Origin of the sequence: Bradyrhizobium ottawaense, from assembly GCF_900099825.1 — a bacterium.
Lineage (GTDB): Bacteria > Pseudomonadota > Alphaproteobacteria > Rhizobiales > Xanthobacteraceae > Bradyrhizobium > Bradyrhizobium ottawaense_A.
Genome location: NZ_LT629693.1, coordinates 343,710 through 366,054, shown reverse-complemented (window position 1 = coordinate 366,054; position 22,345 = coordinate 343,710). Strand labels below are relative to the sequence as shown.

Here is a 22,345-nt window from a genome sequence, read left to right as displayed (position 1 = left end):
CTTCTCTCCTTGTTTTTCATTCGTCATTGCGAGGAGCGAAGCGACGAAGCAATCCAGTCCTTGCTGGGCTGTGGATTGCTTCGCTCCGCTCGCAATGACGGCGGTTACCTAATGATTATCCCTGGCGACGCCGACCTTGCCGACGATGTCGTGATAGCGCGTGGCCAACTCCATGCAGGCGCCGGTGGACTGCTGGCCCACGGTCGAGCGATAGATTTCCTGCCACGGGGTCTGGTTGGCCGGGTAGGGGAAGCCGCCCTTCGCCTTCAGATCGGCGTGGCGTTTTGTGACCTCCGCATCCGGGATCAGGATATTCGCGGTGCGCTTGTTGAGGTCGATGCGAACCTTGTCGCCGGTCTTGAGAATCGCCAGCCCGCCGTCGGCGGCAGCCTCCGGCGAGGCGTTGAGGATCGAGGGCGAACCCGAAGTGCCGGACTGCCGGCCGTCGCCGATGCAGGGCAGCGAGAGGATGCCGCGTTTGATCAGCGCCGTCGGCGGCTGCATGTTGACGACCTCGGCGCCGCCGGGATAGCCGATCGGCCCGGTGCCGCGGACGAACAGGATGCAGTGCTCGTCGATATTGAGCGCGGGATCGTCGATCCGGTGGTGATAATCCTCCGGACCCTCGAACACGATGGCGCGGCCCTCGAAGGCGTTCGGATCCTTGGGGTTGATGAGGTAGCGGTCGCGGAATTCCTTGGAGATCACGCTGGTCTTCATGATCGCGGAATCGAACAGGTTGCCGCGCAAGACGAGGAAGCCGGCATCTTTCACCAGCGGCTTGTCGTAGCTCCAGATCACGTCGCCGTCGGGCTTGGGTGCCTCGCGGCAATTGTCGCCCATGGTGCGGCCGTTGACCGTGACGGCGTCTTCGTGGATCAGTTTGTGCGCCATCAATTCGCGCACCACTGCCGGCACGCCGCCGGCGCGGTGGTATTCCTCGCCGAGATAGAATCCGGCCGGCTGCATGTTCACCAGCAGCGGAACTTGGTGGCCGTGTTTCTGCCAGTCGTCGATCGAGAGTTCGACGCCGATATGCCGCGCCAGCGCGTTGATATGGATCGGCGCGTTGGTCGAACCGCCGATCGCCGAATTGACGACGATGCAGTTCTCGAACGCCTTGCGAGTCAGGATGTCGGACGGCTTCAAGTCCTCCCAGACCATCTCGACGATGCGCTTTCCGGTCTCGTAGGCGATCTGGCCGCGCTCGCGATAGGGCGCGGGGATCGCCGCACATCCCGGCAGCGACATCCCGAGCGCCTCGGCAAGGGAATTCATCGTCGAGGCGGTGCCCATGGTGTTGCAGTGGCCGACCGACGGGGCGGACGAGGCCACGATGTCGATGAACTGGTTGTAGTCGATCTCGCCGGCGGCGAGCCGTTCGCGGGCCTTCCAGACCACGGTGCCGGAACCGGTACGCTCGCCGTTGAACCAGCCGTTCAGCATCGGTCCGCCCGAGAGTACGATCGCCGGCATGTTGACGGTCGCCGCCGCCATCAGGCAGGCCGGCGTCGTCTTGTCGCAGCCGGTCGTCAGCACCACGCCATCGAGGGGATAGCCGAACAGGATTTCGACCAGGCCGAGGTAGGCGAGGTTGCGGTCAAGCGCCGCAGTCGGCCGCTTGCCGGTCTCCTGAATCGGGTGCATCGGGAATTCCATCGCGATGCCGCCCGCGGCGCGGATGCCCTCGCGCACCCGGTGCGCCAGTTCCAGATGGTGGCGGTTGCATGGCGACAGGTCGTTGCCGGTCTGCGCGATGCCGATGATGGGCTTGCCGGACTGCAATTCCTCGCGGGTCAGGCCGTAATTGAGGTAGCGCTCGAGGTAGAGTGCGGTCATTCCGGGGTTATGCGGATTATTGAACCACTCCAGGGAGCGAAGCTTTCGGCCCTTGCCGTTGGTCTTGTTGTCGGTTTTTTTCATTGGTTCCTCCCGCACTGCAAACTGAAGAGGGCTCAGACCCTGGCGGCGGCGCGAACCTTGCCCAGAATTTCGACCGCTGCAAATGCAAGCCCGTCACAATCTTAGTTCGGCCCAAAAGGTAGCGCTACCATTTTTTGACCGTCGTCTATCCGGATGCCGCGTCTTGTCGCGATCACGTGTCCAGCGCCGTCGAACTTTCGCGCACCATGAGTTGAAAACCGAGGTCGAGGACCGGGACCTCGGGGCGGCGTCCCTCGATCGCTTCGATTACCATGGTGACGGCGTGGCGGCCCATTTCATACCGATTGGTGCGGACGCTGGTCAGCGACGGGACGGCGGAGGCCATGAATTCGAGGTCGTTGAAGCCGACAATGGCGAGATCCCGTGGAACCGAGATCTGGCGGCGCTGGCATTCGAACAGCACCCCGAGCGCCAGGTCGTCGTTGACGCAGAAGACCGCGTCGATATCGGGCGTTCGCGCGACGAGGTCGGCGAACAGCGTGCCGCCAAGCGTGACCGTGGTCGGCACCGTCGTGGTAACGATCAGGTTGGGGTCGAACAGCGAGGCCGCTTTCATGGCCTCGCGATACCCTTCGAACCGCCGCTGCACGCGCGGGTCCATGCGCGCGCCGAGAAATCCGATACGCCGGCGGCCTTGCGCGAGAATATGCGAAATCGCGGCGAAACCGGCATCGTAATGCGAGAATCCGACCATCATGTCGACCGGAGAATCGCCGATCTCCATGATCTGCGTGACCGGGCAATTCATCGACTCCAGGATCGCGCGGGAATCTGCGGTCTGGTTGATGCCGGTCACGATCAATCCCGCCGGCTTCTGGGCGCGAAACAGCCGCAGCAGTTTCTCTTCCTGCAGGATGCTGTAGCGGGTGTTGGCAAGCTGAATGCTGTAGCGGCTTCCTTCCGAGGAATCATAGATGCCGCGCAGGACGTCCGCGAATACGTTGTTGGTGAGCGAGGGGATGACGACGCCGATCACTTCGGTGCGGTGCGAAGCCAGCGCGCGTGCCGCAAGATTGGGCACGTAACCCAGTTCCTTCACCGCACTATCGACGCGCTCGCGCTTAGCTAACGACAGCGCTTCGGGATTTCTGAAAAACCGGGATGCCGTGATCGGACTGACGCCAGCAAGCTTGGCGACCTCCATGAGGCGTATTTTGCCAGACTTTGTCGTTTTCCGTCCCATGCAACGCTCTTATCACAATGCATTAGACGTTTGAACAATTATTGACAGCGCTACCATCGGATTGCTAAAAACCTTCAAACTGCTGATGATGGCGCCCGTCGAACTCGGCCGGCGTTAAAGTCGAACAAGACAGTCAAGGCGTCACCTTCGGTGTAGGCGCCAGAAAACATAAAATGAGGGGAGTGGATTCCGATGTCGTCGGTACAGATTCGCGACGTGCGAAAGTCGTTCGGCAATTTCGAAGTATTGCACGGCGTGTCGATTCCAATCGAGGACGGCGAGTTCGTCGTGCTCGTCGGCCCCTCCGGCTGCGGCAAGTCGACCCTGCTGCGGATGCTCGCAGGCCTGGAAAACATCACCTCGGGCACGATTTCGATCGGCGAACGCGTCGTCAACAATGTCCAGCCCAAAGAGCGCGACATTGCGATGGTGTTCCAGAACTACGCGCTCTATCCGCACATGACGGTCGCCGACAATATGGGCTTCTCGCTCAAGCTGCGCGGCGCCAGCACCGACGAAATCTCCAAGGGCGTCAGCCGTGCTGCGGAAATCCTGGCGCTGACGCCGCTGCTCGAGCGCTACCCCCGGCAATTGTCCGGCGGCCAGCGCCAGCGCGTCGCCATGGGCCGCGCCATCGTGCGCGATCCGCAGGTGTTCCTGTTCGACGAACCGTTGTCCAACCTCGACGCCAAGCTGCGCGTCGCGATGCGCACCGAGATCAAGGAACTGCACCAACGGCTGCGGACCACGACGGTCTACGTCACCCACGACCAGATCGAGGCCATGACCATGGCCGACAAGATCGTGGTGATGCATGACGGCATCGTCGAGCAGATGGGCACGCCGCTCGAGCTTTACGACACGCCCGCCAACCAGTTCGTCGCGGGCTTTATCGGTTCGCCGGCGATGAACTTCCTTAAAGGCAAGGTGAAGGTCAACGGCAGCGCCTATTTCGAAGGTCCGAACGGCGTCAAGCTGCCATTGGCATCCGCGCCCGCCAATTCCGACGGCCAGCCCGCCGTCTATGGCGTGCGGCCCGAACATTTCACCATTGCCGATGACGGCGCCGAAGCCGAAATCGTCGTGGTCGAGCCGACCGGTTCGGAAACCCAGGTCTTCGCCAAGCTCGGCGGAGAGCAGGTGGTCGCGGTGTTCCGCGAGCGGCATCAATTCAGTCCGGGCGACAAGGTCCGGCTCAAGCCGGATCCGTCGCTCGTGCATCTGTTCGACGAGACCTCGGGCAAGCGACTGAATGGCTGAGCGATAATCAAAAAATAATTCAACGGGAGGATGGACCATGAATGACTTTACTCGCCGCTCTCTGCTTCAGGGCGGCACCGCGCTGGCGGCCGCCGGCGCGTTGACCGGGCCGGCACTGCTTGAATTCGCCAAGGCCTGGGCGCAGACCGCGCCGTGGAAAGCCGAGGCGGGCGCCAAGCTGACGGTGATGCGCTGGAAGCGCTTCGTGCCGGCGGAAGACGATGCCTTCAACGCGATGGTGGCGGCGTTCAAGACCGCGACCGGCACCGACATGAACGTGTTCTCAGAATCCTTCGAGGACGTGCAGCCGAAGGCCTCGGTCGCTGCCAATACCGGTTCGGGCATCGATCTCGCCTGGGGCCTGCACACGCTGCCGCAGTTGTTCCCGACCAAAGTGCTGAAAATGAACGACGTGGCCGACTATCTCGGCAAGAAATACGGCGGATGGACCGATGCCGCTGCCAAGACCTGCAAGCTCGGCAATGACTGGCTCGGCATCCCCGTCGCCACCATCGGCGGCTACATGACCTACCGCAAGTCGGCGCTGGACAAGGCCGGCTTCAAGGAATTCCCGACGGACTTCCCGGGCTTCCTTGCGATGTGCAAGGCGCTGAAGGCCAACAACACCCCGGCGGGCTTCGCGCTCGGTCACGCCACGGGCGACGCCAATGGCTGGCTGCACTGGATCCTGTGGGGCCACGGCGCCTACACCGTCGACAAGGACGACAAGGTCATCATCAACTCGCCGGAAACGGCGAAGGCGCTGGAATATTGCAAGCAACTGTCGGACAGCTTCATTCCCGGCGTCGCCTCCTGGAACGACGGATCGAACAACAAGGCGTTCCTGGCCGGCGAGTTGTTCTGCACCGCCAACGGCATCTCGATCTATGTCGCGGCCAAGGACGATCCGAAGATGAAGGATCTCGCCGACGACACCTACCACGCGTTGATGCCGGTCGGTCCGATCGGCAAGCCGACCGAGCTGCAGCTTGCAGTTCCGATCCTGGCCTTCAACTTCACCAAATATCCGAATGCGGCGAAGGCGTTCATCGCCTTCATGCTGGAGAAGGAGAACTTCGAGAAGTGGCTGTCGGGTGCGCGGGGTTATCTGACCCACACGCTCAACGCCTACGACTCGGCCCCGGTGTGGACCGCCGATCCGAAGAATCAGGTGTTCAGCCAGGCCAGCAAGCGCGCGCTTCCGGCTTCCGGCATCGGCACGCCCGGCGAAAAGGCGGCGACCGCAATCGCCGACTTCATCGTGGTCGACATGTTCGCCAACTACTGCACCGGATCGAAGGATGCCAAGACGGCGATGTCGGAAGCCGAACGGCAACTGAAGCGTATCTATCGCTGACGAAACTGGAGCGGGCGGCGGGTGACCGCCGTCCGCTCCTTCGCATTTCAATCGGGACACCGCACATGGCTGACATCGCGCTCCAACCACGGATAGCCAAGCCGCAGATCCGCGAGGCCACGAGGTGGGACCTGATCAAGACCAACCGCAACTGGCTTGGTTTCTGGTTCATGATGCCGGCGATGGGGTTTCTGATCTTCTTCCTGGCCTATCCGCTGGGACTGGGCATCTGGATTTCGTTCACGGACGCCAAGATCGGACGGCCCGGCCAGTTCATCGGTGTCGAGAACTACCAGTGGCTCTGGGATGACTCGATCTTCTGGCTCTCGGTCTTCAACACGCTGCTCTATACGTTCATCGCGAGTGCGATCAAGTTTGCGATCGGCCTCTATCTTGCGCTGCTGTTGAACGAGAACATGCCGTTCAAGGCGATGCTGCGGGCGCTGGTGCTGATTCCCTTCATCGTGCCGACCGTGCTGTCGGCGCTGGCGTTCTGGTGGATCTTCGATTCGCAATTCTCGATCATCTCGTGGTCGCTGAAGCACATGGGGCTGATCACCCAGAACATCAATTTCCTCGGCGATACCACCTGGGCCCGGATCTGCGTGATCTTCGCCAATATCTGGCGCGGCGTTCCCTTCGTCGCGATCACGCTGCTGGCTGGGCTGCAGACCGTGCAGCCGTCGCTGTATGAAGCCGCGACGCTGGACGGCGCGAGCAGGTGGGAGCTGTTCCGCTACATCACCTATCCGCTGCTGACGCCGATCATCGCGGTGGTGATGACGTTCTCGGTACTGTTCACCTTCACGGATTTCCAGTTGATCTGGGCGATGACGCGGGGCGGTCCGGTCAACGCCACGCATCTGATGGCAACGTTGTCGTACCAGCGCGCGATCATTGCGGGTCAGTTGGGCGAGGGGGCCGCGATTTCGAGCGCGATGATTCCGTTCCTGCTCGCCGCGATCATGGTGTCGTGGTTCGGATTGCAGCGGCGCAAGTGGCAGCAGGGGGAGAACAATGACTAATCCCCAAGGAATCACCAAGGCGCTCTTTATTTTTACGCGAACGGGGCAGGCCCCGTGCGCGCTGTGGCAGCAGGGTGAAAACAATGACTGATCTCCCCGCGACCCAGAAGCCGGTCGATCTCAAGGCCATCCTGTCGACGCCGTCGCGCATCGATCACAGCGAGGGCATGAGCTATCTGCAGTCGGTGCCGCGCCGGATGGTGACGCTGTATCTGCCGCTGTCGATCATTGTGATCGTCCTGCTGTTTCCGTTCTACTGGATGGGTCTGACGGCGATCAAGCCGGACGAGCAACTGATCGATCTCGATAAGTTCAATCCGTTCTGGACCTGGAATCCGACCTTCAAGCACATCCACAAGCTGCTGTTCGAGAGCTACTATCCGCACTGGCTCTGGAACACGATGTATGTCGCCGTCTGCGCCACCGTCCTGTCGATCGTCGCCAGCGTGCTGGCTGCCTATGCGATTGTACGGCTACGCTACAAGGGCGCCCATTGGGTCGGCGGCCTGATCTTCCTGTCCTATCTGGTGCCGCCCTCGATCCTGTTCATTCCGCTGGCGACCGTCGTGTTTCAGTACGGCCTGTTCGATTCGCCGATGGCGCTGATCCTGACCTATCCGACCATCCTGATCCCGTTCTCGACCTGGCTGTTGATGGGCTATTTCAAGACCATCCCGTTCGAGCTCGAGGAATGCGCGCTGATCGACGGTGCCAGCCGCTGGCAGATCCTGATCAAGATCGTGCTGCCGCTGGCGATCCCGGGCCTGATCTCGGCGTTTATCTTCTGCTTCACATTGTGCTGGAACGAATTCATCTACGCGCTGACCTTCCTGCAATCGACCTCCAACAAGACGGTGCCGGTCGCGATCGTCAACGAGTTCGTCGACGGCGACGTCTACCGCTGGGGCTCGCTGATGGCGGGCGCGCTGGCGGGCTCGCTGCCGCTGGTTATCCTTTACGCCTTCTTCGTTGAGCATTATGTGTCGGCGATGACGGGAGCCGTGAAGGAGTGAACGGGGCCCACGTCTAATAAGAACGTTCAAAAAGGAGACGGGTCTTGCACATTCTGATTCTGGGCGCCGCCGGCATGGTCGGTCGCAAACTGACCGAACGGCTGCTGCGCGACGGACGCCTCGGCAAGCACGACATCACCCGCATGACCCTGCAGGACGTGGTGGCGCCAGCGAAACCCGCCAATGCGTCGATCCCGATCACGGTGGTGGCCTCCGATTTCGCCGATGCCGGGGCTGCGGGACCGCTGATCGCCCACCGGCCCGAGGTGATCTTTCATCTCGCCGCGATCGTCTCGGGCGAAGCCGAAGCCGAATTCGACAAGGGTTACCGGATCAATCTCGACGGCACGCGATTTCTGATCGATGCCATCCGCGCGGTCGGCGGCGGCTACAAGCCGCGGCTGGTGTTCACGTCCTCGATCGCGGTGTTCGGCGCGCCGTTCCCGGAAAAGATCGGCGACGAGTTCTTCCATACGCCGCTGACGAGCTACGGCACCCAGAAGTCGATCTGCGAACTCCTGATCAACGACTACACCCGCAAAGGCCTGCTCGACGGTATCAGCATCCGCCTGCCGACGATCTGCGTGCGGCCGGGCAAGCCGAACAAGGCGGCTTCCGGCTTCTTCTCCAACATCATGCGTGAACCGCTCGCGGGCGAGGAGGCGATACTGCCGGTGTCCGACGACGTGCGGCACTGGCACGCCTCGCCGAAATCGGCGGTCGGCTTTCTGATTCATGCCGGCACCATGGACCTCGACGCCATGGGCGCACGGCGCAATCTCAGCATGCCCGGGATGTCGGTGACCGTCGGCGAGCAGATCGCCGCGCTCGATCGCGTGGCCGGCAAGAACGTCACCGCGCGCATCAAGCGCGTGCCCGATCCGACCATCATCGGCATTGTCGGCGGCTGGCCGCGCGATTTCGTCACCGATCGCGCACTCAAGCTCGGCTTCACCACGGCCGAAAAGACCTTTGACGACATCATCCGGATTCACATCGACGATGAGCTCGGCGGCAAGTTCGCGGCCTGAGGTGACTTCACGCCTGTTCGCGCGGATGCGGTCATGACCAAGGTAGCCTGCATCGGCGAATGCATGGTCGAGTTGAAACAGGCCGGCAGCGGCCTGTTTTCGCGGGGCTATGGCGGCGACACGCTCAATACCGCCGTCTATCTCGCCCGGCTCGGCGCCGGCGTCGATTACATCACCGCGCTCGGCGACGATCCGCTCAGCGACGAGATGATCGCCGGCTGGGCGACGGAAGGCGTCGGTACCGGGCAGGTGCTGCGGTTGCGCGGCAAGCTGCCGGGCCTCTACATGATCCAGACCGATGCCAGCGGGGAGCGGCGATTCTTCCATTGGCGCGACAGTGCCGCCGCGCGCAGCCTGATGGATTTGCCGGAGACCGACAGCATCCTGAGTTCGCTGGCGCATTATGACGTCGTTTATCTCTCGGCGATCACATTGTCGTTGTACGGCGAAAAGGGACGCGAGCGGCTGTTCGCCGGGCTGAAACGCGCACGAGCGAGTGGGGCGCGTTTTGCCTTCGACACCAATTTCCGCGCCCGCGGCTGGCCCGATCTCGAGGTCGCGCGCCACGTCTTTCGGCAGGCTTTTGAGATTGCCGATATCGTGCTGGCTTCGACCGAGGATCTGCTGCCGCTCTATCCCAGTGAAAGCCATGAAGCTTTGCTGGCGCGCATTCCCGGTGGGGAGGTGGCGCTGAAGCTTTCCGAACCCGCCAGCATCCTGCGGATCGCGAATGTTTCGCACGCGATCAAGGCGGAGCCCGTCACCGCGCCCGTCGTCGATACCACGGCGGCGGGTGACAGCTTTGCCGCGGCCTATGTGGCCGCGCGGCTGGCGGGTGCTGGGCCCGTGGAAGCTGCTCGCGCCGGGCATCGTCTGGCCGGCATTGTGGTATGTCATCCCGGCGCCATCATCCCGCGTGCGGCGATGCCGTCGGACTTGATTTCAGGATTCACCGGGGTTTCTCCATGACCGCATCCAGGCAGCAAAAACTCGCCGATCTCTTCACCTCAGCCACGGTGATCCCGGTGCTCACCATTGAGCGGCTGGAAGACGCGGTGCCGCTGGCCCGGGCGCTGGTCGCCGGCGGTGTACGCGTCCTCGAAGTCACGCTGCGGACGCCGGTCGCGATCGAGGCGGCCAAGGCCATGATCGCAGAGGTACCGGATGCCATTGTCGGCATCGGCACCATCCTGAACGCCGACGATCTCGCGCGGGCCAAAGCGCTCGGCGCCAAATTCGGCATCAGCCCGGGGGGCACGCCGGAGCTTTTGAAAGCCGCGGCGGCAGGCGATCTGCCGTTCGCGCCGGGGATCGCGACGGCGTCGGAGCTGATGCAGGCGCTGGCGCACGGCCTCGACATCGTCAAATTCTTTCCGGCCGAGCAGTCCGGCGGTATCAAGGCACTGCGGGCGCTGGCGGGACCGTTTCCGAACATCCGGGTCTGCCCGACCGGCGGCGTCGGTGAGGCCAATGCGGCGTCCTGGCTGGCCGAGCCGAATGTGCTGGCGGTCGGCGGTTCCTGGCTTTGCCCGCCGGCGGATATCCGGTCCGGCAACTGGGCCGGCATTTCAGCCATGTGTGCGCGGGCCATGAAATTGCTGAAACCGGCGTGAAGTCTTTTGGCCGATAGGCTACAAAGCCGTCCGAAACCAGATCAGGGAGAACGACCATGACAGCCAGCATCGTGGGATGGGCGCACACGCCATTCGGCAAGTTCGACGCGGAAACCGTTGAAAGCCTCGTGGTGAAGGTTGCGACCGAAGCACTGGCGGACGCCGGCATTTCCGCAGCCGATGTCGACGAAATCGTGCTCGGGCATTTCAATGCCGGCTTCTCGCCGCAGGATTTTACCGCCTCGCTGGTATTGCAGGCCGATCCGGCACTGCGCTTCAAGCCGACCACGCGGGTCGAGAACGCCTGCGCCACCGGTTCGGCCGCCGTGCATCAGGGTATCCGGGCGATTGCGGCCGGTGCGGCCAAGATCGTGCTGGTGGTCGGCGTCGAGCAGATGACGCGGACGCCCGCGGCCGAGATCGGCCGAAACCTCTTGAAGGCGTCCTATCTGCCTGAGGACGGCGATACCGTCGGCGGTTTTGCCGGCGTGTTCGGCAAGATCGCGCAGAGCTATTTCCAGAAATATGGCGACCAGTCCGATGCGCTGGCGATGATCGCGGCGAAAAACCACAAGAACGGTGTCGCCAACCCCTATGCGCAGATGCGCAAGGACTTTGGCTACGAGTTCTGCCGCGCCGAAAGCGAGAAGAACCCGTTCGTCGCCGGTCCCTTGAAGCGTACCGATTGCTCGCTGGTATCGGACGGCGCGGCGGCGCTGGTGCTGACCGACAGCGAAACCGCCAAGACGATGGGCAAGGCGGTGAATATCCGCGCCACCGCGCACGCGCAGGATTTCCTGCCGATGTCCAAGCGCGACATCCTGCAGTTTGAAGGCTGCACGGTCGCCTGGCAGCGCGCGCTGGCGCAGGCCGGCGTGACGCTTTCCGATCTCTCCTTTGTCGAGACCCACGACTGCTTCACCGTCGCCGAATTGATCGAGTATGAAGCGATGGGCCTGACGCCGCGCGGGCAGGGCGCCCGCGCCATTAAGGAAGGCTGGACCCAGAAGGACGGCAAGCTGCCGATCAATCCGTCCGGCGGCCTGAAGGCCAAGGGCCACCCGATCGGCGCCACCGGGGTCTCCATGCACGTGATGAGCGCGATGCAACTCGTCGGCCAGGCGCCCGAGGGCATGCAGCTCAAGGACCCCAAGCTTGCCGGAATCTTCAACATGGGTGGCGCTGCGGTGGCGAATTACGTCTCCGTGCTGGAACCGGCGAAGTAACCGGGGGTTGGTTAGGTGGGCTACGGCACGCTTGCGCCGAGCCCACGTTACGGTCTGGCAAGTTCCTGGAGGACGTATCGCATGGGTAACGAAGGCTCGCTGTCACTGGCCGAACTTAGCGACCGGATTGCAATTCTCCAGGACAACATCCGGCAGCTCGTCGAACAGGGCGCCGGTGCCTCCGGCGAACGAAACGAAGAGCGTGTCGCCGACCGCCTCAGCGCGCAGAATGAAGAGCTCGAAAGGCTGATCAAGGAGCGCGACGTCAGGTTGAAGAAGTAGATATCTGCTTTCGTCCCGGCCTGATGCGCAATTGTGCACCAGGCCGGGACGACAGTGCCCACGCATACGCCCATACCCGGGGCGCGCTTGATCTTCCCGAAAACCTCCCGTTACTAGACCGGAACGACAACATCCGGGAGCGAATGGGACCATGGGACCGCTAGAGGGCATCAAGGTCATCGATATGACGACCGTGCTGATGGGGCCCTATGCCACCCAGATGCTCGGTGATTACGGTGCCGACGTCATCAAGGTGGAATCGCTCGACGGCGACGTGACGCGGCAGATCGGCCCGACCCGCCACCCCGGCATGGGACCGGTGTTCCTCAATACCAACCGCAGCAAGCGATCGATCTGCCTCGATCTGAAGAAGCCGGCCGGGCGCGACGCCGTGCTGCGGCTGATCAAGACCGCCGACGTGCTGGTCTACAATGTGCGTCCGCAGGCGATGGCGCGGCTGCAGCTCGGCTACGACGTGGTATCGAAAATCAACCCGCGGCTGATCTATGCCGGCGTGTTCGGTTTTGGCCAGGACGGACCCTATGCGGCAAAGCCCGCTTATGACGACCTGATCCAGGGCGCCACCGCGCTGCCGGCGCTGATGGCGCAAACCTCCGACGGCGTGCCGCGCTATGTGCCCAATGCACTGGTCGACCGCATCGTCGGTCTCACGGCGGTTGGCGCGATCTGCGCCAGCCTGGTCGATCGCGACCGCACCGGCCGCGGCCAGCGCGTCGACATCCCCATGTTCGAGACCATGGCCGGTTTCGTGATGGGCGACCATATGGGCGGGCTCACCTACGAGCCGCCGCTCGACAAGGGCGGCTATGCGCGGCATTTGTCGCCGGACCGGCGGCCCTACAAGACCTCCGACGGCTACATCTGCGTCATCGTCTACAACGACAAGCAGTGGCAGAATTTCTTCGCTGCGACCGGCCGCGAGGATCTCAGGACCAATCCGAAATTTGCGACCTTTGCCGGCCGCGCCGTCAACATCGATGTCGTCTATGCGGAACTCGCGCGCATTCTGGAAACCAAAACCACCGCCGAGTGGAGCGACATCCTCGAGAAGGCGGATGTGCCGGTCATGCCGATGCACGATCTCGAGAGCCTGCTGCAAGACCCGCACATCGTCGCGACCGATTTCTTTCCCGTCATCGATCATCCGACCGAGGGACGCATTCGCAACATGAGGCCCTCGGCGCGGTTTTCGGAAACGCCGGTGGAGACCAAGCGGCTGGCGCCGCGCCTCAGCGAGAACAGCGCGGAAATCTTGCGGGAAGCCGGCTTCTCACCCGACGAAATCACGGCGCTGGTGCGCGATGGCGTCACCAAAGCGATACCCAACACATAGGACAAGACAGATGGATTTTGCGCTCTCAGCCAACCAGGAATCGATCCGCGATGCGGTCGGCAAGATCTGTTCGCGGTTTGACGATGCCTATTGGCTGAAGAAGGACAAAGAGGGCGGCTATCCCGCTGACTTCCACCGCGCGCTGGCCGATGCCGGCTGGCTCGGCATCTGCATCCCCGAGGAATATGGCGGCTCGGGTCTCGGCATCACCGACGCTGCGATCATGATGCGGACGATCGCGCAATCCGGCGCCGGCATGTCAGGCGCATCAGCCGTGCACATGAACGTGTTCGGGCTCAATCCGGTCGTGGTGTTCGGCACCAAGGAGCAATGCACGCGCATGCTGCCGCCGATCATCGACGGCCGCGACAAATCCTGCTTCGCGGTGACCGAGCCGAATACCGGGCTCAACACCACGCAGTTGAAGACCCGCGCCGTGCGCAAGGGCGACAAATATATCGTCAACGGCCAGAAGGTGTGGATTTCCACAGCCCAGGTCGCCAACAAGATCCTGCTGCTGGCGCGCACCACGCCTCTGGAAGAGGTGAAGACGCCGACGCAGGGCTTAAGCCTGTTTTACACCGACTTCGACAAGAAGCGCGTCACCGTGCATGAGATCGAGAAGATGGGCCGCAAGCCCGTCGACTCCAACGAACTGTTCTTCGAGAACTTTGAAATTCCGGTCGAGGATCGGCTCGGCGAGGAAGGCCGCGGTTTCGAATACATCCTGCACGGCATGAACCCGGAGCGCATCCTGATCGCGGCCGAAGCTGTCGGTCTCGGACAGATCGCGCTGTCCAAGGCTTCCGCCTACGCGAAAAGCCGCATCGTGTTCAACCGCCCGATCGGCATGAACCAGGCCATCCAGCATCCGCTGGCGAAAAACTGGATGGAGCTGGAAGCCGCCTGGCTGATGGTGCTCTCTGCCGGCTGGCAATACGACCAGGGTATGCCCTGCGGACCGGCCGCCAATGCCGCGAAATATCTCGCCGCCGAAGCCGGCTTCCACGCCTGCGAACAGGCGATCATGACCCATGGCGGCTTCGGCTACGCCAAGGAATATCATGTCGAGCGTTACCTGCGGGAATCCTTGATCCCGCGCATCGCCCCGATCAGCCCGCAGCTCATTCTCAGCTTCATCGCCGAGCGGGTGCTGGGCCTGCCGAAGTCGTATTAGGAAGATGCATCGACCATGAGTTTCATCACCGGAGTCGGGCTGACGTCCTACGGCAAGCACGAAGGCTCGTCCTCGCTCGATCTCATGAGCATGGCGGCCGAGCTTGCGATTGCCGACGCCGGGCTGAAGCGACCCGAGATCGACGGCATTTTGTGCGGCTATTCGACCGTGTCGCCGCACATCATGCTGGCGACCGTGTTCGCCGAACACTTTGGTATCCAGCCGTCCTACGCACATGCCGTGCAGGTTGGCGGCGCCACTGGCCTTGCGATGACCATGCTGGCGCATCATCTGGTCGATGCCGGCGTGGTGAAGCATGTATTGGTGGTGGGCGGCGAGAACCGCCTCACCGGTCAGAGCCGCGACGCCTCGATCCAGGCGCTGGCGCAGGTCGGTCATCCCGATTACGAGGTGACGTTGGGACCGACGATCCCCGCTTATTACGGCCTCGTCGCCTCCCGCTACATGCACGAATACGGCGTGACACAAGAAGACCTCGCCGAATTCGCGGTGCTGATGCGGTCCCACGCCTTGACCCATCCCGGCGCGCAATTCCACGAGGCGATCACGGTTGCCGACGTGATGGCGTCAAAGCCGGTGGCGATGCCGCTGAAGCTATTGGATTGCTGCCCGGTGTCGGATGGTGGCGCGGCGTTCGTGATCAGCCGTGAGCGGACCGGAGAAGCTGGCGTTCAGGTGCGCGGCTGTGCGCAGGCCCATACGCATCAGCACATCACCGCGGCGCCGGCCTTGAGCGAGCTTGGCGCCGAGATTGCGATCGCCAGGGCCAAGGCGACCTCCGGCCTTGCGATCTCGGACGTGCGGTATGCCGCAGTCTACGACAGTTTTACCATTACGCTGGCGATGCTGCTGGAAGACCTCGGGCTGGCCGGGCGCGGCGAGGCGGCGGCGCGGGTGCGATCAGGTCATTTCGCGCGCGACGGCGCGATGCCGCTCAACACCCATGGCGGGCTGCTGAGCTACGGCCATTGCGGCGTCGGTGGCGCGATGGCGCATCTGGTGGAAACGCATTTGCAGATGACAGGGCGCGCGGGCAACCGACAGGTCCGCGACGCCTCGATCGCGCTGCTGCATGGCGACGGCGGCGTGCTGTCGTCGCATGTCAGCATGTTCCTGGAGCGGGTGCGATGAGCGACAAACTCGCCGACTGGACCAAGGGCGTGGAAGCCATCGTCTACCAAGCCTGCGGCGCATGCGGGAAGGCGCAGTATTTCCACCGCAGCTTCTGCGCCGCCTGCGGCGCGCCGGAGCCGGCCGAAAAACGCGCCGGCGGGGCAGGGACGGTCTATGCGACGTCGCTGGTCTGCCGTGCCGCGACGCCGGAAACCCGGGCCCACGTTCCCTACAACATTGTGCTGGTCGACACCGCCGAAGGCTTTCGCATGATGGCTCATGGCGACAACGACCTCGCCATCGGCGACGAAGTCACGGCACGCTACCAGCCGTTTGCGGGCAGACTGGTGCCGTACTTCACCAAGGCGAAGTGATCACTTTTGTTTTGACGCGTTTTCTTTACGCGAACCGGTACCCACTTCGCTTGAAAACGCTATAGGAGGCAACGCAGCGATCCAGAGCTACGCAAAACTATAAAGGTCTGGATTGCTTCGTCGCGTTAAGACTCGCGGCAACGGCTGTTACCGCGAGTAGAAGACGAAGCTGGCGATGACGAGCATTGCCGTCACCGCCAGCGTCTGCGCAAGCGCTTCCGAGGCTGCCCTTTTGGTGGCTTCCTTCATGTCCAACTCCCTAGCGCATGATCCGCCAAGGCGTGAGCGATTTGGCGTAAGATCATGCGTTTTCATTAGACGTGCGCGAAGCGCACTCCTGGGCATGGCTCATCGTTGCGCGAACAACGCGCAAGCAACGGCCAATGATTTTTAACTCGGAACACCCCGCGACGAGTATTCGCTTTTGATTGAGTCCCCACTCAGCGAATATCGACCGTCTCAAAATCGACCAGCAATACGGCGGCAATTTGGCCCGGGCGCAGCCGGTTTGTGCGCGCGGGATGGAGTTTTTTGGCGTCGCTTGGCTGCCCAAAGGTCTGGCCCTAACCCCGGATTGCCGCGTTTCGGTGGGTTGATCAGCCCCTTGCTGCAGGGCATGATCCGGCCGCTAAAAATCATAAAAACCCAGAACACCCAAGGTGATGAATGGCCCGTATCGACTACAGCGATCCCGCGAAAGCCAGCGACCGCACCCGCGAAATTCTCGGCAAGAACCGCAACGCCAACATCTTCCGGATGATGGCGCATTCGCCGAGCTATTTCGAACAATATTGCCGGCTGGGCGGGGCGATCCGCAACAAGGGCGAACTGGATCCGGTGGTGCGCGAACTCGCCATCACCCGCACCGGCATCCTGTGCGAGGCGCCGTATGAGATCGTCGCCCACAAGCGGATCGGCAAGAATGTCGGCGTCACCGACGAACAGAACGAAGCGCTGGAGAACTGGCAGTCGGCAAAATGCTTCAACGAGGTGCAGCGCGCCGCACTCGCTTTCGCCGACGAGATCGTCAAGCTGCGCAAGCCGACCGATGCGACCTTTAACGCGATCGCGTCCAAGCTGACCCCGGGCGCGTTGGTCGAACTGCAACTCTCGGTCGGCTTCTACATCATGACCTCGAAGTTCCTCGAAACCTTCGCCATCGACATGCAGCCGGTGACGGAAGTGATTTCATAGGCAGCCAACCAGTCAGAGTGAGGCGATGAGCCACGCGGAAGTCGAAGCGTCGGTGCATGCGGCCATCGCGCGCTTACATGCGGCGATGGCCAAAGTCGCGAACGGTGACGTTTCGGCTATCAAGGCGCTCTATTCGCACAGCGACGACGCCACCAGCTTCTACGGCTGGGGTGGCTACGAGAAGGGATGGCCAGCGGTTTCGCAGCGCTGGGACTGGGCCGGCGCCCAGTTCACGGGCGGAACGGTTCGTTACGAGAACGTCTCCACGGTCATCACGCCGGAACTGTTCTATGTGACCGATATCGAAACCTTCGAGAACCAGCGCGTCGCCGATGCCGAGAACATCACCGGCTGGTCCAACCGGGTGACGCATATTTTTCGCAAGGAGGCCGGCGAGTGGCGTCTCCTTCATCGCCACGGCAACCGGCTGGAATCGCAATACCAGCCGTCGACCAGACTTGCGAAGTGAATGAGGTCGGTGGCGTCCAGGCAGCGGTGACTCGGGAGCGACGTGGGGTCATGAGCAACGGATGGGAAAGTTCGGCGCAGGCATGGATCGACTCCATGGGCGAGCGCGGCGATTGGGCGCGGGAGCACGTGCTCGATCCGGTCATGCTCGGCCGCGTCAGCGACGGCCGGTTTTCCAACGCGCTCGATGTCGGTTGTGGCGAGGGCCGGTTCTGCAGAATGCTGAAGTCGGCCGGCGTGAACACGGTTGGAATCGAGCCGACCCCACAATTGATCGAGACCGCACGGCGTCGAGACCCTACCGGCGATTATCGATCCGGCTGCGCGGAACGGCTCGAATTTGATACCGCCAGTTTCGATCTGGTGGTCAGCTATCTCACGTTGCTCGATATCGCCGATTTCAGGACCGCGATCGGCGAAATGACGAGGGTGTTGAAGCCGGGCGGCTCGCTGCTGATCGCCAATCTTACCGGCTTCGCCTCGGCCGGCGCCGCGCAAGGCTGGGTGAAGGACGCAGACGGCCAGCCGATACATTTCCCGGTCGACAATTACCTGGAAGAACTTTCATTCTGGTTCGAATGGGCGGGGATACGCATTGAAAACTGGCACCGGCCGTTGGCGGCTTACATGGAAACCTTCCTGAAGTGCGGTTTGCGGCTCACGTTTTTCTCGGAACCCGATTCGGTGTCCGGTGACCAGCAACACAGAGAGCGGTTTCGGCGCGTGCCGTGGTTCGTCGTGATGGAATGGCAGCGTCCTGGCGTTGCCTGATGCGAACCTTAGCGTCCGGGTCCGTATCGCCGCAGCGCCTCAAGCGTCAATCCCTTGCCGACCGCGCCAAAGATGTCGCCCTCGACGATGCGGGCCGACGGCACCGCGTTGGTGATCGCCTTGCGGACATGGGCGAGCTTGACCGAACCGCCGGTCAGGAACACGGCGTCGATGTCGCCGGCGGCGAGGCGGGCCTGGGTCAGGCAATTCTTGATGCGAGCCGCGATGCGATCGGCCAATTGTCTGGTGTGGCTGACAAGGTCAGGGCGGCCGATGGCCGCACCCAGGCCGGGCGCCACCCATTCCAGCGGGATATCCGCTCGGCGCTTTTCGGACAGCGCGATCTTGGCGTCCTCGACTTCCATCGCCAGCGTATGGCCGCGCTGTTCGTGGACCACGCGGATCAGCCGATCGAGCAGTTCAGGCTCGCTGGCCTCGTGCCGGACCTGGCGGATGTCGGCGATCACGCGCGGCTCGTACATGCGGTTGATGCTCGACCAGGTGGCGAGGTCCTGGAAATAGCTCGAGGGAACGTCGAGCCCGGCACGCTTCATGGCGCTGCCGAAGCCGAACAGCGGCATAACCGCGCCGAGGCTGAGCTGACGGTCGAAATCGGTGCCGCCGATGCGCACACCGTCATTGGCGAGAATGTCGGCGGCGCGATCGGCCTTGCCGTGACGCTCTGGGCCGAGACGCACGATGGAAAAATCCGACGTGCCGCCGCCGATGTCGGCGATCAATGCCACTTCCTCCGAGCCGATCTGGCGTTCGTATTCGAGTGCGGCCGCGATCGGTTCGAACTGGAAGGTGACCTCGTCGAAGCCGATCCCGCGGGCGATCACGCGCAGGGTTTCCTCCGCCTTGCGGTCGGAGTCCGGCGCGTTGTCGACGAAGTGCACCGGCCGGCCGTGGACGACGTCACGCAACTCGCGGCCCATCGTCTGTTCGGCGCGGCGTTTCACGGCGCCAAGGTAATAGGCGATCACGTCGCGGAAACTGACCCGTTCGCGGCCCAACCGGGTGGTCTCGTCGATCAGCGAGGTACCGAGCACCGATTTGAGGCTCCGCATCAGCCGGCCGGGAGCCCCTTCGACATAGGCGTCCACGGCCCTGCGGCCGATCAGCACGGCGCCGTCGGTCTCGTAGAAGATCGCGCTGGGAATTGTGCTCTCGCCATCCTCCAGCGCCACCAGAACCGGCGCATGGCCGTCGATAGTGCCGAGCGTCGTGTTCGACGTTCCGAAATCTAGGCCGCAGATGGACATGGGAGCTCCAGGAGGAGCGTCCGTTTACACATTACGGCGCCATCGATCCACCTTTATCTCGTCGTGTCATGCCAGCCTGTTGTTATTGCCCGCCAATTCGCTGCCCAGGTCCATCCACAGATCAATTTGTTTGGTGTGACGCCTTGATGAAATAATCGGCGATGGTCCATAAGCGGCATCCGGCGGCGGGCGATTCACCTGCGGCGACGGTTCAGGAAAGAGTTTGCGTGGCAAATATCAATCGACAGATCGCGGAAGAACTCGGCGTACGCGAGCAGCAGATCAACGCGACGGTGGAACTGCTCGACGGCGGCGCCACGGTCCCGTTCGTGGCCCGCTACCGCAAGGAAATCACCGGCGGTCTCGATGACGCGCAACTGCGTACGCTGGAAGAGCGGCTGACCTATTTGCGTGAACTCGAGGAGCGCCGGGTCGCGATCCTCAATTCGGTCCGCGAACAGGGCAAGCTGGACGCCGCGCTGGAAGCGGCGATCATGGCCGCCGACAGCAAGGGGCGGCTGGAAGACATCTATCTGCCGTTCAAGCCGAAGCGCCGCACCAAGGCCGAGATCGCCAGGGAAGCCGGCCTGGAACCGTTGTCCGAGATGCTGCTGACGCAGCCGCAAAACGACCCGCAGGTCGTGGCCGCCGGTTTCGTCGACGCCGAGAAACAGGTCGCCGACGTGGCCGCGGCGCTCGAAGGCGCCCGCGCCATCCTGGTGGAACGCTTTGCCGAAGATGCCGATCTGATCGGGCGCTTGCGCGAGCAGATGTGGTCGGACGGGCTGATGGCCTCGACGGTGCGCAAGGGCAAGAAGACCGAGGGCGAGAAGTTCAAGGACTATTTCGAATTCTCCCAGTCGCTGAGCAAATTGCCGTCGCACCGCATCCTCGCGATGTTCCGCGGCGAGAAGGAGGAAATTCTCGAGCTGCAGATTATGCCGGATGCTCAGCCGCCGGTGACCGGCGCCAGCCCGCCGAGTCCGTATGAACTGAAGATCATGCAGCGCTTTGCCATTACCGATCAGGGCCGCCCGGGCGACCGCTGGCTGATCGACACCGCGCGCTGGGCGTGGCGCACCAAGATCCAGGTGCATCTCAACATCGACCTGCGGATGCGGCTGTGGACGACCGCGGAGACCGAAGGCGTTCGCGTGTTTGCCTCCAACCTGCGCGACCTGCTGCTGGCGGCACCCGCCGGCGCACGCGTCACCATGGGGCTCGATCCCGGCTATCGCTCCGGCGTCAAGGTTGCGGTAGTCGATGCGACCGGCAAGGTGGTGGCGACCACGGCGATCTATCCGCACGAACCGCAAAAGAGGTGGGACGAAGCGCTGGCGACGCTGGGCAGGCTTGCGGTCGCCCACCGCGTCGACCTGATCGCGATCGGCAACGGCACGGCGTCACGCGAGACCGACAAGCTCGCCACCGAACTGGTCAAGCTGTTGCCCGACCTGAAAATGTCGAAGATCGTGGTGTCGGAAGCCGGAGCTTCGGTCTATTCGGCCTCGGCCTTCGCGTCGGAAGAACTGCCTGAACTCGACGTGACCGTGCGCGGTGCGGTGTCGATCGCGCGGCGGCTGCAGGATCCGCTGGCCGAGCTGGTCAAGATCGATCCCAAGGCGATCGGCGTCGGGCAGTATCAGCATGACCTCGGCGAAACCAAGCTGGCGCGTTCGCTCGACGCCGTGGTCGAGGACTGCGTCAACGCGGTCGGCGTCGATGCCAATACGGCGTCGGCGCCGCTCCTGGCGCGGGTGTCGGGCATCGGTCTCGGCCTGGCGCAGAGCATCGTGCAGCATCGTGACGCCAACGGTCCGTTCAAGTCGCGAAAGGCGCTGAAGGAAGTGCCGCGGCTCGGGCCGAAGGCCTTTGAACAGTGCGCAGGGTTCCTGCGGATCAACGATGGCGAGGACCCGCTCGATACGTCCGGCGTGCACCCGGAGGCCTATCCGGTGGTGCGGCGGATTCTCGAGGCGACCAAGAGCGACATCAAGGCGCTGATCGGCAATGCCGAGATCGTGCGGCAGTTGAAGCCGCAGGCCTTCGTCGACGACACCTTCGGCCTGCCGACCGTGACCGACATCCTGCGCGAACTGGAAAAGCCGGGCCGCGACCCGCGCCCGGCCTTCAAAGCCGCGGTGTTCAAGGAAGGCGTCGAGGAGATCAAGGATCTCAAGCGCGGCATGATCCTCGAAGGGACCGTTACCAACGTCGCGGCGTTCGGCGCGTTCGTGGATATCGGGGTGCATCAGGACGGATTGGTGCACGTCTCGGCGATGTCAAAAACCTTCATCAAGGATCCGCGCGAGGTGGTGAAGCCGGGCGACATCGTCAAGGTCAAGGTGCTGGAGATCGAGGTCGCCCGCAAGCGCATCGCGCTGACGCTGCGGCTGGATGACGAGATCGGCGCCAAGGGCGCCAAGCCGGCGGCAGCAGACCGGCAACGCGAGTTTTCCAAGGCGTCGATGACGTCGTCGGCACCGCGCAAGCCGCAGGAGGCGTCGGGCGGTGGCGCACTCGCCGAAGCGCTGCGCCGCGCGGCCGAGAAAAACGGGCGGGGTAAAACTGGCGCCTAGAGGTGGATTCGGTGGCTCTCATCCTTCGAGACGCATCGCTGTGCGATGCTCCTTCGGAATAAGCGCAAGGGCGCTTATTCCTGAGATGAGGTCTC

The 22,345-nt window shown here is 62.9% G+C and carries 20 protein-coding genes; 17 read left to right on the top strand and 3 right to left on the bottom strand.

What is annotated here, in order from left to right; genetic code table 11:
- Positions 1-108: 108 nt before the first annotated feature.
- A complete protein-coding gene (locus BLR13_RS01825) occupies positions 109-1,923 on the bottom strand; it encodes an IlvD/Edd family dehydratase (protein WP_074828208.1) in 1,815 nt (604 codons plus the stop codon).
- Between the two features lie 172 nt (positions 1,924-2,095).
- On the bottom strand, positions 2,096-3,127 hold the full coding sequence (locus BLR13_RS01820; RefSeq protein WP_074828213.1) for a LacI family DNA-binding transcriptional regulator: 1,032 nt from the start codon (positions 3,125-3,127) through the stop codon (positions 2,096-2,098).
- Between the two features lie 192 nt (positions 3,128-3,319).
- On the opposite strand from BLR13_RS01820, the gene BLR13_RS01815 reads away from it, so the two are divergent.
- From BLR13_RS01815 to BLR13_RS01740, 16 genes are all read left to right on the top strand, one after another.
- Positions 3,320-4,387, top strand: coding sequence for an ABC transporter ATP-binding protein (locus tag BLR13_RS01815; RefSeq protein WP_074828216.1), 1,068 nt, complete (start codon positions 3,320-3,322; stop codon positions 4,385-4,387).
- Positions 4,388-4,424: 37 nt separating this feature from the next.
- Positions 4,425-5,744: an ABC transporter substrate-binding protein gene (locus BLR13_RS01810; RefSeq protein WP_074828218.1), complete on the top strand. Its 1,320-nt coding sequence runs from the start codon at positions 4,425-4,427 to the stop codon at positions 5,742-5,744.
- A 65-nt stretch (positions 5,745-5,809) separates the two neighbouring features.
- A complete protein-coding gene (locus BLR13_RS01805) occupies positions 5,810-6,769 on the top strand; it encodes a carbohydrate ABC transporter permease (protein ID WP_074828220.1) in 960 nt (319 codons plus the stop codon).
- A gap of 83 nt (positions 6,770-6,852) precedes the next feature.
- Positions 6,853-7,782 (top strand): carbohydrate ABC transporter permease, encoded by a 930-nt coding sequence (locus tag BLR13_RS01800; RefSeq protein WP_074828225.1) that lies wholly within the window; start codon positions 6,853-6,855, stop codon positions 7,780-7,782.
- Between the two features lie 44 nt (positions 7,783-7,826).
- Complete coding sequence (denD, locus tag BLR13_RS01795; protein ID WP_074828228.1) at positions 7,827-8,813, top strand: D-erythronate dehydrogenase; 987 nt, start codon at positions 7,827-7,829, stop codon at positions 8,811-8,813.
- Positions 8,814-8,846: 33 nt separating this feature from the next.
- Positions 8,847-9,782, top strand: coding sequence for a sugar kinase (locus BLR13_RS01790; RefSeq protein WP_074828231.1), 936 nt, complete (start codon positions 8,847-8,849; stop codon positions 9,780-9,782).
- Positions 9,779-10,426, top strand: coding sequence for a bifunctional 4-hydroxy-2-oxoglutarate aldolase/2-dehydro-3-deoxy-phosphogluconate aldolase (gene eda, locus BLR13_RS01785; RefSeq protein WP_074828234.1), 648 nt, complete (start codon positions 9,779-9,781; stop codon positions 10,424-10,426). Before BLR13_RS01790 ends, eda begins: the two co-directional genes overlap by 4 nt.
- A gap of 56 nt (positions 10,427-10,482) precedes the next feature.
- Positions 10,483-11,652, top strand: coding sequence for an acetyl-CoA acetyltransferase (locus BLR13_RS01780; RefSeq protein ID WP_074828237.1), 1,170 nt, complete (start codon positions 10,483-10,485; stop codon positions 11,650-11,652).
- Positions 11,653-11,733: 81 nt separating this feature from the next.
- Positions 11,734-11,934 (top strand): hypothetical protein, encoded by a 201-nt coding sequence (locus BLR13_RS01775; protein ID WP_074828240.1) that lies wholly within the window; start codon positions 11,734-11,736, stop codon positions 11,932-11,934.
- Between the two features lie 151 nt (positions 11,935-12,085).
- Complete coding sequence (locus BLR13_RS01770) at positions 12,086-13,288, top strand: CaiB/BaiF CoA transferase family protein (RefSeq protein WP_074828245.1); 1,203 nt, start codon at positions 12,086-12,088, stop codon at positions 13,286-13,288.
- A gap of 10 nt (positions 13,289-13,298) precedes the next feature.
- Positions 13,299-14,465 carry an acyl-CoA dehydrogenase family protein gene (locus BLR13_RS01765; protein WP_074828247.1) on the top strand — a complete coding sequence of 389 codons (1,167 nt, stop codon included), beginning with the start codon at positions 13,299-13,301 and terminating at the stop codon, positions 14,463-14,465.
- 15 nt (positions 14,466-14,480) lie between these two features.
- A complete protein-coding gene (locus BLR13_RS01760; protein WP_074828249.1) occupies positions 14,481-15,617 on the top strand; it encodes a thiolase family protein in 1,137 nt (378 codons plus the stop codon).
- Positions 15,614-15,973, top strand: coding sequence for a Zn-ribbon domain-containing OB-fold protein (locus BLR13_RS01755; RefSeq protein WP_074828252.1), 360 nt, complete (start codon positions 15,614-15,616; stop codon positions 15,971-15,973). The genes BLR13_RS01760 and BLR13_RS01755 overlap by 4 nt, the downstream gene beginning before the upstream one ends.
- 666 nt (positions 15,974-16,639) lie before the next feature.
- Positions 16,640-17,167: a carboxymuconolactone decarboxylase family protein gene (locus BLR13_RS01750; RefSeq protein ID WP_074828253.1), complete on the top strand. Its 528-nt coding sequence runs from the start codon at positions 16,640-16,642 to the stop codon at positions 17,165-17,167.
- 25 nt (positions 17,168-17,192) lie between these two features.
- Positions 17,193-17,636 carry a YybH family protein gene (locus BLR13_RS01745; RefSeq protein ID WP_074828256.1) on the top strand — a complete coding sequence of 148 codons (444 nt, stop codon included), beginning with the start codon at positions 17,193-17,195 and terminating at the stop codon, positions 17,634-17,636.
- A gap of 50 nt (positions 17,637-17,686) precedes the next feature.
- On the top strand, positions 17,687-18,406 hold the full coding sequence (locus BLR13_RS01740) for a class I SAM-dependent methyltransferase (protein ID WP_074828258.1): 720 nt from the start codon (positions 17,687-17,689) through the stop codon (positions 18,404-18,406).
- 8 nt (positions 18,407-18,414) lie between these two features.
- Here the strand turns inward: BLR13_RS01740 and BLR13_RS01735 are convergent, their stop codons facing one another.
- Positions 18,415-19,671, bottom strand: a complete 1,257-nt coding sequence (locus BLR13_RS01735) for an Hsp70 family protein (RefSeq protein ID WP_074828260.1) — start codon at positions 19,669-19,671, stop codon at positions 18,415-18,417.
- A gap of 227 nt (positions 19,672-19,898) precedes the next feature.
- On the opposite strand from BLR13_RS01735, the gene BLR13_RS01730 reads away from it, so the two are divergent.
- Complete coding sequence (locus BLR13_RS01730; RefSeq protein WP_074828263.1) at positions 19,899-22,250, top strand: Tex family protein; 2,352 nt, start codon at positions 19,899-19,901, stop codon at positions 22,248-22,250.
- Positions 22,251-22,345: the final 95 nt, after the last annotated feature.

Excerpts from the sequence above, each read along its gene's own strand:
- BLR13_RS01810 (WP_074828218.1), top strand. The coding sequence starts at position 4,425 with ATGAATGACTTTACTCGCCGCTCTCTGCTTCAGGGCGGCACCGCGCTG.
- BLR13_RS01780 (WP_074828237.1), top strand. The coding sequence starts at position 10,483 with ATGACAGCCAGCATCGTGGGATGGGCGCACACGCCATTCGGCAAGTTC.
- BLR13_RS01790 (WP_074828231.1), top strand. The coding sequence starts at position 8,847 with ATGACCAAGGTAGCCTGCATCGGCGAATGCATGGTCGAGTTGAAACAG.
- BLR13_RS01765 (WP_074828247.1), top strand. The coding sequence starts at position 13,299 with ATGGATTTTGCGCTCTCAGCCAACCAGGAATCGATCCGCGATGCGGTC.
- BLR13_RS01825 (WP_074828208.1), bottom strand. The coding sequence starts at position 1,923 with ATGAAAAAAACCGACAACAAGACCAACGGCAAGGGCCGAAAGCTTCGC.
- BLR13_RS01735 (WP_074828260.1), bottom strand. The coding sequence starts at position 19,671 with ATGTCCATCTGCGGCCTAGATTTCGGAACGTCGAACACGACGCTCGGC.
- BLR13_RS01815 (WP_074828216.1), top strand. The coding sequence starts at position 3,320 with ATGTCGTCGGTACAGATTCGCGACGTGCGAAAGTCGTTCGGCAATTTC.
- BLR13_RS01770 (WP_074828245.1), top strand. The coding sequence starts at position 12,086 with ATGGGACCGCTAGAGGGCATCAAGGTCATCGATATGACGACCGTGCTG.
- BLR13_RS01745 (WP_074828256.1), top strand. The coding sequence starts at position 17,193 with ATGAGCCACGCGGAAGTCGAAGCGTCGGTGCATGCGGCCATCGCGCGC.
- BLR13_RS01740 (WP_074828258.1), top strand. The coding sequence starts at position 17,687 with ATGAGCAACGGATGGGAAAGTTCGGCGCAGGCATGGATCGACTCCATG.
- eda (WP_074828234.1), top strand. The coding sequence starts at position 9,779 with ATGACCGCATCCAGGCAGCAAAAACTCGCCGATCTCTTCACCTCAGCC.
- BLR13_RS01805 (WP_074828220.1), top strand. The coding sequence starts at position 5,810 with ATGGCTGACATCGCGCTCCAACCACGGATAGCCAAGCCGCAGATCCGC.
- BLR13_RS01820 (WP_074828213.1), bottom strand. The coding sequence starts at position 3,127 with ATGGGACGGAAAACGACAAAGTCTGGCAAAATACGCCTCATGGAGGTC.
- BLR13_RS01800 (WP_074828225.1), top strand. The coding sequence starts at position 6,853 with ATGACTGATCTCCCCGCGACCCAGAAGCCGGTCGATCTCAAGGCCATC.
- BLR13_RS01760 (WP_074828249.1), top strand. The coding sequence starts at position 14,481 with ATGAGTTTCATCACCGGAGTCGGGCTGACGTCCTACGGCAAGCACGAA.
- BLR13_RS01750 (WP_074828253.1), top strand. The coding sequence starts at position 16,640 with ATGGCCCGTATCGACTACAGCGATCCCGCGAAAGCCAGCGACCGCACC.
- BLR13_RS01775 (WP_074828240.1), top strand. The coding sequence starts at position 11,734 with ATGGGTAACGAAGGCTCGCTGTCACTGGCCGAACTTAGCGACCGGATT.
- BLR13_RS01755 (WP_074828252.1), top strand. The coding sequence starts at position 15,614 with ATGAGCGACAAACTCGCCGACTGGACCAAGGGCGTGGAAGCCATCGTC.